The organism is Bradyrhizobium sp. S3.2.6, from assembly GCF_040546885.1.
Classification (GTDB): Bacteria; Pseudomonadota; Alphaproteobacteria; order Rhizobiales; family Xanthobacteraceae; genus Bradyrhizobium; species Bradyrhizobium cytisi.
The window spans coordinates 1-13,557 of sequence record NZ_JBEPOS010000047.1; the positions used below are offsets into that span (position 1 = coordinate 1).

Sequence of the window (13,557 nt, forward strand, 5' to 3'; positions counted from 1 at the left end):
ATCGGCCAGGTGATGCCGATCACCGCGGCCCGGCGGACATACTCCGCGATCGCCGTGCGGCCGATCCCGACCGAGCGGGAGATCACCCGGTCGCTCGTTCCACAGGAATACTTCAGGCGTAGAACTTCTCGAATCTTCCGCATCGGCAATCTCTCGGCGGGCATCGGACCTCCCATTGCGTGAACCGCAAAAGGAGGGACCTTGCCCCGTTCAGATTGCCGACAACGCCCCCGTCTCACCCTATCAACAGCGTGGCCGCCTTCCTTCGGATTGGGTGGCCGCTTTCGATCGGAATCGGTGCCCGCCTTCCGTCGGAATCGGTGGCCGCTTTGCCTCGGATTCCGCACGACATGGCTTTCCGGACGACTCCTACATCGACGACCTCAAGTCGATAATCGCGGGCCGTCTCGACGAGCATGAGATGCCCCCCAATTTTCTGGCTAACATTAGACCTCATGTTCCGGACGGTTTGGGTCGGACGGAGTGGCGGAAGGCCACGCGCCTATTTGCAAAGGCTGAGCTTGCGGCTTTGGAGTTGAGTGCCCTTCGGGATGACGGCGAGAACGACCCTCCACCACCACAATTCCTTAATACCACCGAGAGCGAGCCTGCGTCACGCGAGACAATTCGGGATGTGTTCGAGGCATATCGAACGTAAGCGGGGCTGCGAGGCCCATCAGATTGTTTGTGCGTAGACCTATGAGCGCCGTTAGAAGAGTCATCTTCTGCAAGGGTGCTCACAATGGACGACCATTCGGACGATGAGCTCCAACGAATTGGAAAGGCGCGCGACGCGGAGGCTCGATGGGCTCCCATTATTGACAGTCTCGTGAACCACGTCGGGCACAACGTGGCAGTCCAGATTACTCGCCGCGATGTGGTTAAATGGACAGATCATCTGCTCGAGACGTTGAGTCCGAAGACAGTTCGGGACAGCTATCTCGCCACGGCTCGCGCCGCATTTTCCTGGGCAGTCGATAAAATTGATTTGAAGCTGAATCCGTTCGCAGGCATTCGGGTGCGACTGACCAAAAAGCTCAGGACGCGGGAGAAGGGATTTCGCCTGGATGAAGCGCAAGCCATCCTAAAGGCGTCGCGAGCCTACAAGGGTTCCGTGAAAGAACATCCAAAGATGACGGCGGCGAAACAATGGTGCCGCTCTTGGCGGCCTATTCCGGGCGCGCGTCGGGGAGATATGCCAGTTGCGCGCAGAGGACGTCCAACACGACGGTGGCATCCCGTACGTCCGGATAACTCCAGACGCAGGCACCGTGAAGTCGGGACTCTATCGGGATGTTCCAATTCACGACCAACTCGTAGAACAGGGCTTCATAGAGTTTGTGAAGAAGAACGGGTCTGGCCCGCTGTTCTTTCGTGCTGGTCCGAGACGCGGGAAGACATCTCCAGCAGAAATCGTCGCAGCCCGTCCGGGAAATGGGTGCGGAGTCTCGGTGTTATCCCGCCACAGGTTCAGCCCAGCCACGCTTGGCGCCACCGATTGAAGACAGTTGGTCGGGAGCTTGGAGCGGATCCGCGTGTTCTGGATGCCATTCAAGGTCACGCCTCCCCAACGGCTGGCGACGACTATGGCGACGTCACATTGGCGGCAAAGCTCCTCCTCATCAAAAGGTTGCCTCAATACGACGTGGATCAATGCATAAGATGACTGCCAACCTGTCTTCAAACATCCAAGATGCTACTGCTCGAAATCGGCCGAGATTGCACTCAGCGCCGTATCTGGCGGGAATTCGTACCAGTAAGGGATGTGGGCGGTCCTGGCATAGGTTGCTTCACGTCCCAGGCTTTTTGCGGTCATCTGCAGCCTCTCGTTCCGACTTACATTGAGGCCATACGGACTGCTCCATATTGTGCAGATGATCGGCTCGCCTTCGCCAATTGTGAAGATAAACTGTGAAGCAACCTCTCCGTTGCCGATATAGATCAGCCGCGACAGGTTCGGAGCGTTAAACTCTGTCCTGATACGCTCCAGCTCCGAACTTCCTTCCGGAAGCAGATCATGTTCCAGTGCCGTCAACGCATCGAGCTTCTGAGGGACGGCTGCGCTATTGTCCGCATCGTTGTTGTCTTCGTCACTTGTTTCTACCGGCTGCTCCGTTGAAGTTGGGTCCCGTTTAGCGACAAAATCTCCCACCAGAATGTTTTGCTTGAGTTCAAGATAGTTTCTGCAGGCCTGAAGCAATCCCGCGCGTCGTGGCCAGGGTATGCGGAACTTCTCCAGCTTAACTTCCCACTTAACTGCGTCGGCAATCGTATCGATCGACAAGTACTCGGTCGGTTCTTTTAGTAGGATTTGTACGGCCAGATCGGCTTTCAGCCGCGGTCCGAGGACTTGCAGCATTGTTCGAACAGCGATTCTTCCTTCTGCAAACGTACCCAATCGCCGTCGCGGATGCGGGGAGTGGAAAAATACGTACCCCCCGGGCTCCAGAGTTCGAGAGACTGCAGGATCAGAAAACGCCTGATGAATCTCTCCGGCTAGAAATATAAATGCGCAAGCGGATGCGCAGGATCTGCCTTTCCTGACCAGCGTTGAAATGCCCTCGTCCCGAACAATTTGAGCGATCTTGAGTGCGGCGCCCAAATCCCCACCCTCGTTGCTGCTCAAGTCAAGGCGAATATCGAGATCTGGCATAGTTGAATACCGATCGTCGAAATCCGGATCTCGCTTCTTGACCACCATCTCCCGGGCGACAAGCAACTGCTTCTCGAATTCAACTCCATCCCCCGCTTCAATTTCACCTGTGAGCGACATGTTAATCGCTCCCAAGCGATCCAGCGGAGTATCCGGAAAATCAGCGGCTATGCTGGCGGCTGCAGCGGAGGAAACCCAAGCAGCGACGGTTGCGAGCGAGAGTAGAACAGAAACTCTGCACATTTCCCTTCATCCTTCAGGGGACGAATTTCCAGTATTCAGTTGGCGGATCTTCCGGGACGGGCCTTATTTGTCGGAGCCGCCTGTTTGGTGGACGCACTCCATCAAGCAAGAGACCAATGTCGTCGATCAGAGATCGATTGGAGGCAAAAGTATCGTGGTTCAAACCGAGTAGTTCATCCCCCATGCTCGTGACGTCAATAGTGTCGATGCCCGGCAGTACGAGTGGCTTCCCATCGACGTATCCCGCCCGAGGCGTGCCCCTTGCCACTCTCATGGACTCACGAAGTACCCTGTCGGCTGAAGACGCATACAACGTCATGCCCGAGACAAACCCCTGAACGCCCGGAACGAACTGCTTGAATTGTCGCTGATCCACGTCCGGCGCGGCCAGAATCCATTCGCCGAACTTTCCGTTGTCAGTCTGGATGCGTCTGAGTGCATTCAGGACGAGGAAGTTGCCCATGCTATGGGAGAGGATATGAACTTTCTTGATTCCTAGCTGGTCACGGAGAAGCCGCAAGAATTCAAGAAAATTGTCGCCGTCGGTGAGCGCGTTATCCCGATCGTAATCATACGATCTGGCCAAACTTATCGGATCGACAGCATTTCCCCATGAAGGCCAGGAATATACGACCGGCAATCCCTTGTACTGCAGATCCCAGAACACTTGCGCAGCCCGATATACAGCATCATCGAACGTGTTATTGAACCCGTGAACGAAGACAAGAGCCTCCGTCTTTTTCGCTGCTCGCACTATGTCAGACCAGACAGGTTTAGGCGAGACTCCAAGCTTTAAGATCACGAAATGCTTGCCGGGATCCAGCTTCTCTTGATAGGGCAGCAGTCCCGGGCCCGGCACGAGTCGGGGAAGCCGAATGCTCCCAACCTTGCGGTCATTGGGAACGCTAACCCTGACAGCTCCGAAGGCGGTCTTGGTTGCCGGCTTCTCGTTAAATGAACTCTGATCCCACTGTCGCGTCGTTGCGAACAGAAAGTCGACGGTGCGTGCCCTGGCGGCGGCCTGCTCCCCCAACTGTGCTGCTGCGTTGACCATTATGGGGTCGTCCACGTCGTTGCCGAATACTGGCGTCGGCCTGTTCTTTTCGAATACCCGGAAATCGAGCCGGAAGGCCAAGGCGTCTATGACGCCGAGCTCCGGATTATAGCCGATGACAATATTGCTCTGGCCACCGGCTGCAACAACTGCCCTTGCCCTTGGATCACCGCGAAGGGAGTCATGCGAAAACTGCAGTTCGAAAAAGAAGCGCGGCTCCGCAAACGCTTTTGCAAGTATCGTTCTGCTCCTGGGCAGTGAAAGACCCTGGAGCTGATCGGCAAGCTTGGACTGGTTGGCCGCAAGGATTTCGTATAGCGCGGGAGCAAAATACGACCTTATGGCCGGCAGATTCTCAGACTGGAGCGCGAGAAAGATGTCCGCCGCCACCTGAATCGGACTTGCTTCGCCAAGGTCACCGCCTGAAGCCGTTCGGGTGCCCTGAGACCATCCGGTGGAGGGAAGAAGATACACTAAACAAGTCAGGGCAAAGAAAATTCGATTGCGCATCACAAAATCCTGAAATGCAGGCCAGATACGGTTCTTAAACTGCACTGTAGCTTCAGGGTGTAGGGATTGCATAGTGGCTTGTACGCAATCACCATAGAATCCCGACGCTTAACGGACAGAGCTAATGGGTGTCCGTTGTTAACCGGTCTCGGGAGTCCGCGGTCGGCTCGGTCGTTTCCCTGCACGCGCCGGAGGTCGAATGCATCAGCAAAGGCAAGGCCCACCGGCCCTACGAGTTCGGCGTCAAAGTCTCCGTTGCCACCACGATCAGCCGCGCCCAAGGTGGCCAGTTCGTCACCCATGTGAAGGCGCTGCCCGGCAATCCCTATGACGGTCACACGCTGGCCACCGTGATCCCGGACATGGAGGCGCTGGTCGGCAACACCATCGCACGCATCCTCGCCGACAAGGTGATACCGCGGCCACAACGCGCCGCCCGATCACAAGCTCAAGGTCTTCATCTCCGGCCAGAAGCGAGGGCTAATGCCCAAGATCGAGCGCGAACTGCGCCGCAGGGCGTCGAACCCGTCATCGGCCATCTCGAGGCTGAGCAGCGCATGGGCCGCAATTATCTCTGGTTCCGCCACGGCGACGCCGCCAACGCCGTCCCTGCCGCCGCCGGCTACAACTTCCGCCGCCTCATCCGCTGGCTCAGCTCCTGTTGCTGCGCCAAATCCTCTCTGCCCTCACTGCCGCGGTTCAGACCGTTCCGGCCTGAAACCAGAGTTCTTCACGGAAGACTCGCTACCGCAGTCGCCGCGAGAAGACTGGCACCATCCGCTACGGCACTAATGGGCCAGAGGAGCTAACGCGGGTTCCCTCGATGGATGCGTGCGGCTGTCTAATGACTCCGAACGTCTCTTTGGCCGAGTCAGCTCGGCGATCGAATAATGTGCGAGTCCTGCAGCTTCCGCTTCCGTTGTGTCGACCACGTGTCTGCAATCTGCTTTCTCATCGCAAGATCGACGCACAGGTCCTTAACATCGGCGACCCGGAGCACGTGCTTCTCAAGCAAAACAGACCAAAGTTCTTTAAAATTACCAACGTAGCCGCCAAGGATTTTCTGCTCTAACCAAGCGATCGCCTTTTCCCTCTCATCGGCGACCTGAGTCTCAAGGATACGACTGCCGAGCATCACATCGGGACCGAGCAGAACGCCCTGACCAGTGCGTCTCTCTGTCCTGTCTTTCTTCGCAATGGCGCGTACGATTTCATGGCTCTTCAGTGCTGAGTATTCAACTCCTCGGTAAGCCTCCAAACCATGCCCACTTCGAGTGCCGTAGACGATACAGAAGTGCGTACGGTCTTCTTTCTCTATTGGCGCGGAGAGCACATACTTGAAGTTTCCCGTTCGCCGAAACTGATCGAGGAAGGCAGCTTCGACTGCTTCGTGACGTCGGAGGTGTGGGTCAAGCCTGCCGCTCCAATTCAACCAAGGATATCATCGAACGTTGCAGCAATCTTGGGATCGTCGCAACCCGTGAAACGGTTGATGAAGTCGAACATGTGGTTAATCAGAACTTCTGCGAGAAAGTGCCTTCAGAATGGATCCGATCTTCCGAACTTCATAGCCGGTCCAACCCGTTGGACCGATGAACGTGAGCGCGAAGCATCCGTCCATGAAGTCGAACACCTGAGGAACGGCGTAACTCAAGCTTTCCTTGATACGTTCCAACCTCAAATCCGACGGAGGAATTGTTAACGCTAGAAACTGCCCCCTTGAGCTGGCGATACGTCTCAGGCTTCTCCTCCGCAAAGAAGCACTAGTTTGGGCGAGGCCTCCCAGCCGCAATAAGATCTTCATGGGCCTTTTTCAGGATGCGGATCGCGATCATGAAGGAAGTGTCGGAGAAGTCCGTCGTCCTGGATTCCCGCGACCCGAGAAGACATCGACGTAAGCGAGGGGCAGATTACCCTTCCGGCCATGTCTATGTCACCTTTTGCCTGAGCAGTGTCCCGGATTGGGCCGCTGGCTCAAACATGCCGTGTGAGGGTGCTGCCTTGGTAATCGATCCCAGGTGAGAGGCTTTCGCGAAGAATTTCTGCACGAAGGATCGAAAGAAAGCGGAATATTGATTCGTACAGGCTGAACTTGGCCGATTTTCTTCATCTGGGCAGAGTTAGGTTAAACGTCTGGCGATACTGGAAGACGGCAGATGGAGGATTCAGCTCGAATGCGAACACCCAGCAATGGCCTTCTGTCGGACGCCGAGCGAAGCGCGGTAATCGAGCTGCGCCACGCCATGCATCGGGAGCCTGAGCTCTCCAACGCGGAATGGAGGACCCAAGAGCGCATTCGCAGCACGCTGCAACGCTTCGGCATCAGTAACATCAAGGTGTTCCACAACACCGGCCTCTATGTTGATATCGAAGGCACCGCGTCCGGCCCGAGGCGGTCTGTTGCTGTACGAGGCGACATCGATGCGCTACCGATTCAGGAGGCGCGCGATGATCTACCCTATCGCTCGCAGGTCGACGGTGTGATGCATGCCTGCGGTCACGACCTCCACGGCTCAATTGCACTCGGCACCGCGCTCGCCTTCCACCGTATTCGCCATAATTTTTCTGGCAGAGTGCGTGTGTTCTTCCAGCCGGCCGAGGAAGCTGAACCGCTCGGCGGCCGCACGGTGGAGAAAGAGAAGCTGCTGGAGGGCTTTGATCGGGCCATCGGCTTTCACGTGAGTCCTGAGATGCCCGCCGGCGCGTTCGACGCCCGCGAAGGCGCGATAAGCAAGTCCGCCGACCAGTTCAAGCTTACGATTACCGGCAAGATGGCACATGGCGCGGCACCACATCAGGGCGTCGATGCGATTGCTATCGCTGCAGCCTTCGTCAACGAAGTGCAGAAGGTCGTCTCGCGGGAAATGCCGGTCGATGACGCCGCAATCGTCACAGTCGGCACCATACATGGCGGCAACGCGACCAATATCATCTGCCCTTCGGTCGAGATGGAAGGGACAATCCGGACGCGCAGCCCGGAACGTCGGGCGCTGCTGTCCCAGCGCGTGCGCGAAGTGGCAGGGGGGGTCGCAGCAATGCACCGCGGCCGCGCCGAATGCGTCATCCGTACTGGCGAGCCCGCCGTCGTCAACGATGCCGAAATGGTGAGACAATTCCAGCAAGTTGTCCATGACGCATTCGGTCGCGAAGCCTTTACCAACACGAAACGGGCGGGAGGCAGCGACGACTTCGGCTTCTACTCGGCATGCGTCCCGTCGATCTATTTTTGGTTCGGTGCCCGTTCGCCCGGCAATGAGTCGTATGTACACACGCCAACGTTCGGAGCCTCCGATGACCTCCTCATCCCAACGACGGAGCTCACCGTCAAATACATCCTTGGTCTTTTGAATTCATGAAACCACACCTACAGCTGATACAGCGGCGCCTCGCACCTGACGGCCGCCGGATAATAGTGCTGCATGAACACACACACTCACCAATGGACCCCCGCCTTGTTCATTAACGAGATCGTCCGGCTCGAGGCTGCAGCGGAGCGCGGCCGCAGTTGTGTGACGCCCATCTGTTTCTACTTATGGCCGGCGATCTAAATCAGAACATGCAATGCTCAAAGTCGCCGTTGTGTAAACAGAGGTTTTTGGACCGATAGATGGAGACCCTGCCGTGGCTAGGCCGCCCATGAGACTTGGCAGCGAGGTGAAGTAGGCTTGGCCCGGCGTGCTGCCATCAACGCTCGAATGCGGACGCCTGCTGTTTTAGAAGTCGAGATATCGAGCTGCGCGCCTTGCTGCCCTTCTCATAGGCCCGCGGGTACACCCTGCTATTTGGTGCCGCGCTAGAGCCGCTCGACAAACACGCTGTCCCGCCATGCCCCTTTGCTATCCATGCTAGTTGCGATGCCGTTGTCGGTGAGCCCGTCGGTAAACGCCTGTCCGGTGAACCGCAGGCCCTGATCGGGTTGATGGCTCTGGCTTGCCCTGACGAGCCAACGCCCTCCAGCGTCTCTACGCAGAGGCCGGCTGCAAGGCTGGTCGATAGCCGCTAAGACAAAACGAGACGGGTAGCGCAATTTAGCACCACGGCGAGACAGACGAAGCCACTTGGATCGGGATGTAGTTGATGCCCATCGGCGAGACCTTGTTCCGCCGAATGATCCCCATACTAGAGCGCGTCTCTACCCAATCGCGCGCGGCGGAAACACGCAAAGAGTCTCCGGAGTCGCGCTGCCCAATCCTGGCGCGCATCCGTCTACGTTGAGGAGGTGCGCCAAATCGGTTTGAAGTTTCATTGCGGAAAGAGACCTGGTCCGCTTTCCGATGATACCTCGCTAACGCCTCGCTATGAGCGCCATGCGGTGAGAAATGCGGTCGCGCTCGGTCGCGAGCTATCCCGTTTTGAAAGGAATGCTCGATAATGCGGGAGAGGCAATGTAATTCCTTCGCCTCTTCGCAAAACAAGCGCCGGAGATCCTGCGCTAATTCGAAATAGCTGACGATGATGACGCCCGTACCGCAGAGGACATCTAGCAGTATGAGGCTCTCGTTGCCTGGTTGTTCAGGCGTTTTTCTGCCTCAGAGCGTCAAGACCGCGACCGCATAACAAGGCCCATCCGAGGGCCTACTCCTCTCGGCCAACCGGAGAGGAACTGAGATCGAGACCTCTTCGCATCGAGGCTCAGAGGGTTTTTCATTGAGCTAGCATTTCCGGTTCGCCAGCTGCCACCAAGCAGTAACCTTTCCGGCGCTATTCCCACCGCTGAGACTTGTCTGATTTCTGACAGCGGTGCGTCGGCTGTCGCGGTCAAAACATCGGCGGCCATTTGTGGAGGTGTAACTCTTTCCAAGTTAACCAGCGACTCAGATGGGCTTGATCTCCTCTGGCACGGACGTTGCTATGAGGAGGGGGCAAGACTGCGTAGGGGAGCCCGGTCAATTCAAAGGCGAAAGACGAGCGATGTTACCCCTTGCTGTAGCTGCAAAGCTACATGGTTGCATCAGCGCGGCACGGGACGATCCTCGGCCGGAATTTGCGAGGGGGAGTTCCCGGCCGAACGCGTGGTGCAAGAGATCTCCGATCATGGCGCGGTCGCAGCTTTCGAGCCAGGATCGGTTGAAGCCTTGGACACAGAAAACGCAACGGAGCCAACATGAATCTAAGATTCTCAAAAGTCGAGCGCAAGGGGCCTCTCACCGTCGTCACGATGTCGCGGCCCGAGGTGTACAACGCCTTGCATATTGATGCAGATATCGAGCTCAATAATGTGTTCGATGATTTCTCCAACGATCCCGAGCAATGGGTCGCGATCATTACCGGCGCTGGCGAGAGGGCGTTTTGCGCCGGCAACGACCTGAAATGGCAAGCCACGGGGGGAAAACGCGGCTGGGACGACAAGGGCGGCTTTGCCGGGCTCACATCTCGGTTCGACTGCGACAAACCGTTCATTGCCGCCGTCAATGGCGTCGCCATGGGCGGTGGGTTCGAGATGGCGCTCGCCTGCGATCTCATCATCGCCTCTGAGAATGCGACTTTTGCTTTGCCCGAGCCGCGCGTCGGACTGGCGGCGCTGAGTGGCGGCTTGCTCCGCCTGCCGCAGCAGATCGGTGTCAAGCGAGCCATGGGCATGATCCTAACCGGCCGGCACGTCTCCGCGCGAGAGGGATTTCAGCTCGGTTTTGTGAATGAGGTGGTCCCGCGCGGCGAAGCACTGGCTGCTGCCGAGCGCTGGGCCGAAACGATCTGCAAGAACTCGCCAATGTCGATCCGTGCGTCTAAGCAGACGACCCAGCGCGGGCTTGGCGTCTCGCTGGAACAAGCGATGACTGAGCAGCGTGACTATCTGGCGGTGAAGGCGATGATGGAGTCGCAGGATTACATAGAGGGACCTAAGGCCTTTGCGCAAAAACGGCCGCCAAAGTGGTTAGGGCGCTAACCACGAGCACCGTCATCTGGAATGGCCGAAAGGCGGGCTCCTCCCCCTATAAAGCTCCCGATAGGCCTGTCGATTCGGTCGTCAGAGACCCGCAGAGTCGTACACGACAGCTCCGGCCATACTACGATCGGTGCCGATAAGCGGGAGCATCGGGCGTTCGAACGCAATCCCGGCAATCTTTGAATGTTTGGCATACAGCGACGCAGGCCACGACATCCGTCTCGAGCGCCTCGACGTCGATCGATTACCTTGGACACTTCAGCTCCTATTGCCAGTACTTGCCGCAGTGGCAAGCCATCTGTCCTTCGGAAGCGGCGCGACGGAAATGTCATGTCTGGTGGGGCGCTCCTCAAAATTGACGATGTGCGAGAGCGCCTTCGAGTATCTCCACGCAACGATCGCCTGCCTGATGCTCAATCTCGTAGTGTCGCTACTGCCGTAGAGCCTCTCGTCGCGCGCTTCTTTAAGCTCGCGAGATGGCGCGAGCCGGTTCTCTCGCGACCGCTGGCCCAATGGCAGCTTCTGTCGCATTCGCCCGGAGGGGATTGGACGATCTGAGCGCCATGATCACCGCGGTCGATATGAAGATCGACGCAAGGCCCGAACTGACGTACGTCAACCCAATCTGCTGCTGCTTACCATCGGCAACACGATCTATGATATCGCATTAGGCGTCCGCGCCTCCAAGCCATGTTTCTGATGCTGACTGTTGGTTTTGCGACATGCTGTCAGATCCATGACGGGCCGCTAGGGCAAATAGCCTTTAGAAATAGAAAGCGCGCACTTGGCACAAGCTTTGAAGGGGATATGTCGTCATCAGCACGCCATGCCATGAAGAGGCGGGAATGGCCTATAAGATTGTGAATTCGGCTGCCTCAATGTCTATCTGTCTCGAGTTTGCCAACGTAATCGACGAGGCGGGGAGTCCGTTAAGCCGGCCGGCTGGGCGTGACACCGAATCCGCGAGCATCACGAACTCGGGCGAGGAAGAGGAATCCTCGTAAAAGGGACGTTTGTCCGCCGAGGCAGACAAGGCTGCGTGATTTCCATGGACGAGATAGTTGAGACAAAACCGGCACGGCCTTCGCGGTACGGACTGACGAGGTGGGTGGTTGGCCGTGAGCTCGCTGTGGAGCTTAGCGAAACAACGAAGCTTGCGTTGCCGATGGTGCTGACCCAAGTTGGCCAGATTGCGATGATCACGACCGATCTTGCCTTCATCGGGCGAATCGGCACTGAGGCGCTCGCCGCGGCCGCGCTGGCCGGCAGGGTCTATCTCGTTTGCGTCACCTTCGGCTTCGGCGTACTGGCGGCAATCGCGCCGGTGGCGGCGCAGGCATTTGCAGCGGACAATCTAGCCGTGTTACGGCGATCGCTGCGCATGGGACTATGTGCAGCGCTGCTGCTATCGCTCCCTATGATGGCCTTTGCATTTCACGGAGAGCACATACTGCTCGCTCTTGGCCAGGGACCGGACGTGTCCCGGCTTGCCCAGCAGTATCTGCGTGGACTGGCATGGGGCGTCGCGCCAGCGCTGTGCTTTCAAGCCATCCGCAATTTCATGGCCGCGGTCAACCGACCGGAGCCGGTCTTTTGGATCATGCTCACGGCCACCCCCATGAACGGTCTTCTGGTCTATGTACTGATCTATGGCAAACTCGGTCTGCCCCGGTTGGACCTGTTCGGAGCGGCTCTAGCGACCACCCTGGTGAACTGTGGCACGTTTTCGGCCGGTCTCTGGGTCGCCACGATGCGCCGCCCCTTCCGCGACTACCACGTGCTTGTAGATCTCTGGCGTTTCGATTGGCCCTTAATGCGGCAGCTAATCGTGATCGGGGCACCAATCTCTGTAGCCTCCCTGATCGGATACGGCTTCTTCACGGCCGCAGCGCTCCTGGCGGGCCTGATCAGCCCCAGCGCACTCGCCGCTCATCAGATCGCGTTCCAAGTCGCCGCAATCCTGTTCATGCTCTCTTTCGGCATCAGCATGGCGGCAGCCGTGCGTGTTGGTCATGCGGTCGGCCGCAACGATGGTCCTGGCGTCAAGCGGGCGGGTCTGGCGGCGTCGCTACTCGGAATCGTGATCACTGCAATTCTGACCCTTACGGTGATCGCCGCACGTTTTGAGATAGCCGTGTTGTTTCTGGATCAATCCGCTGACGATGCCGACGCGACGATCGGGCTGGCTGCAAAGCTCCTTTTAGTCGGCGCGAGCTTCTTTATCAGTGATTCGGTTGCGAACATTACGGCGGGCAGCCTTCGCGGACTAAAAGACACGCGGGTGCTGTTTGTGTTCGCCGGAATCGCTTACTGGCTAATCGGCTTCTCCCTAAGTTACGCACTCAGTTTAAAGATGGGACTTGGCGCCATTGGTATCTGGATTGGCTTATCAATTGGGACCACCGTCTATGCGGGGCTCCTCGTCCTGCGTTTTCTGCTACTGGCAAATAGGTTTACTCTTCAGAGGTAAGGGTCAAATTTTGTCGCACCTTCTCGCGGCGCAATAGACGACTTTCACGATTCTTTGAGGGATCGGTTTGTGTCTAGGCTTGACCATACCGGTGTCGTCGAGAAATGCCGGAAACGAACGCGCCTAGAACCGGCATCTCCTCGACAGTCCGGGTTTTGTCAGTAAGCACGAAGCCGATACCCTGGCTTCAGAGTTAGAATGAATGTGCGAAGAAGCCTCCGGCTTGGAATGGAGGTTTGGATGGGATTGGACAGCAAAAAGGACGTCCATTTGGGCGGCTCACCAGTAGGGCCGGTGAGCCGGCTGGAGGTCCTCGAAGGACCGTCGGGGCGCCGTGTGCGTTCGGAGGCTGAGAGAGCCCGGATCGCCGCGGAGAGTCTGCTACCTGGTGCCAGGTGTCCGAGGTGGCGCGCAAGCACGGAGCGACGCGCTGGCAGATTTACGATTGGCGACGCCGCTTTCGACAGCGAGGCATGTTGGCGCCGTGCGAGGCATCGCAGTCGACATTCGCACCGCTGGTCGTGGAAAGCGCGTTGGAGGAGCGTCAGGTTCCGACGATCAAGCTTGAGATCGCGATCGGCGATGTCGTGCTGCGGACGGACACAGCCATAGATGGCGAGCAGCTGTCCCGGGTGATCCGCGCAGTGCGAGCGTCACGATGATCGCGGCCGGTGCCGATCTGAAGATTTACATCGCGACGCGGCCCATCGACTTCCGCTGTGGCCACGATGGGCTTGCGG

Annotated in this window: 6 protein-coding genes and 3 pseudogenes; 4 read left to right on the forward strand and 5 right to left on the reverse strand. The window is 57.8% G+C overall.

Annotated elements, in window-relative coordinates; genetic code table 11:
• The 3 genes and pseudogenes from ABID58_RS36785 to ABID58_RS36795 form a co-directional block, all read right to left on the reverse strand.
• Positions 1 to 164: pseudogene (locus tag ABID58_RS36785) on the reverse strand (IS21 family transposase); the annotation flags it as partial.
• A gap of 1,532 nt (positions 165 to 1,696) precedes the next feature.
• Entirely contained in the window at positions 1,697 to 2,773 is a 1,077-nt protein-coding gene (locus tag ABID58_RS36790; protein ID WP_354037724.1) for a hypothetical protein, read from the reverse strand.
• Positions 2,774 to 2,909: 136 nt separating this feature from the next.
• Positions 2,910 to 4,505 carry an alpha/beta hydrolase gene (locus tag ABID58_RS36795; protein ID WP_354037725.1) on the reverse strand — a complete coding sequence of 532 codons (1,596 nt, stop codon included), beginning with the start codon at positions 4,503 to 4,505 and terminating at the stop codon, positions 2,910 to 2,912.
• A 128-nt stretch (positions 4,506 to 4,633) separates the two neighbouring features.
• On the opposite strand from ABID58_RS36795, the pseudogene ABID58_RS36800 reads away from it, so the two are divergent.
• Positions 4,634 to 5,113, forward strand: a pseudogene (locus ABID58_RS36800) (transposase family protein); the annotation flags it as partial.
• 218 nt (positions 5,114 to 5,331) lie between these two features.
• On the opposite strand, the gene ABID58_RS36805 reads toward ABID58_RS36800, so the two are convergent.
• Complete coding sequence (locus ABID58_RS36805; protein WP_354037726.1) at positions 5,332 to 5,892, reverse strand: hypothetical protein; 561 nt, start codon at positions 5,890 to 5,892, stop codon at positions 5,332 to 5,334.
• Positions 5,893 to 6,634: 742 nt separating this feature from the next.
• Here ABID58_RS36805 and ABID58_RS36810 point away from each other — a divergent pair.
• From ABID58_RS36810 to ABID58_RS36825, 3 genes are all read left to right on the forward strand, one after another.
• Positions 6,635 to 7,816, forward strand: coding sequence for a M20 metallopeptidase family protein (locus ABID58_RS36810; RefSeq protein WP_354037727.1), 1,182 nt, complete (start codon positions 6,635 to 6,637; stop codon positions 7,814 to 7,816).
• Between the two features lie 1,748 nt (positions 7,817 to 9,564).
• Positions 9,565 to 10,347, forward strand: a complete 783-nt coding sequence (locus tag ABID58_RS36820; protein ID WP_354037728.1) for an enoyl-CoA hydratase-related protein — start codon at positions 9,565 to 9,567, stop codon at positions 10,345 to 10,347.
• Between the two features lie 1,048 nt (positions 10,348 to 11,395).
• A complete protein-coding gene (locus tag ABID58_RS36825) occupies positions 11,396 to 12,817 on the forward strand; it encodes an MATE family efflux transporter (RefSeq protein WP_354037729.1) in 1,422 nt (473 codons plus the stop codon).
• Between the two features lie 544 nt (positions 12,818 to 13,361).
• Here the strand turns inward: ABID58_RS36825 and ABID58_RS36830 are convergent.
• Positions 13,362 to 13,557, reverse strand: a pseudogene (locus tag ABID58_RS36830) (hypothetical protein); the annotation flags it as partial.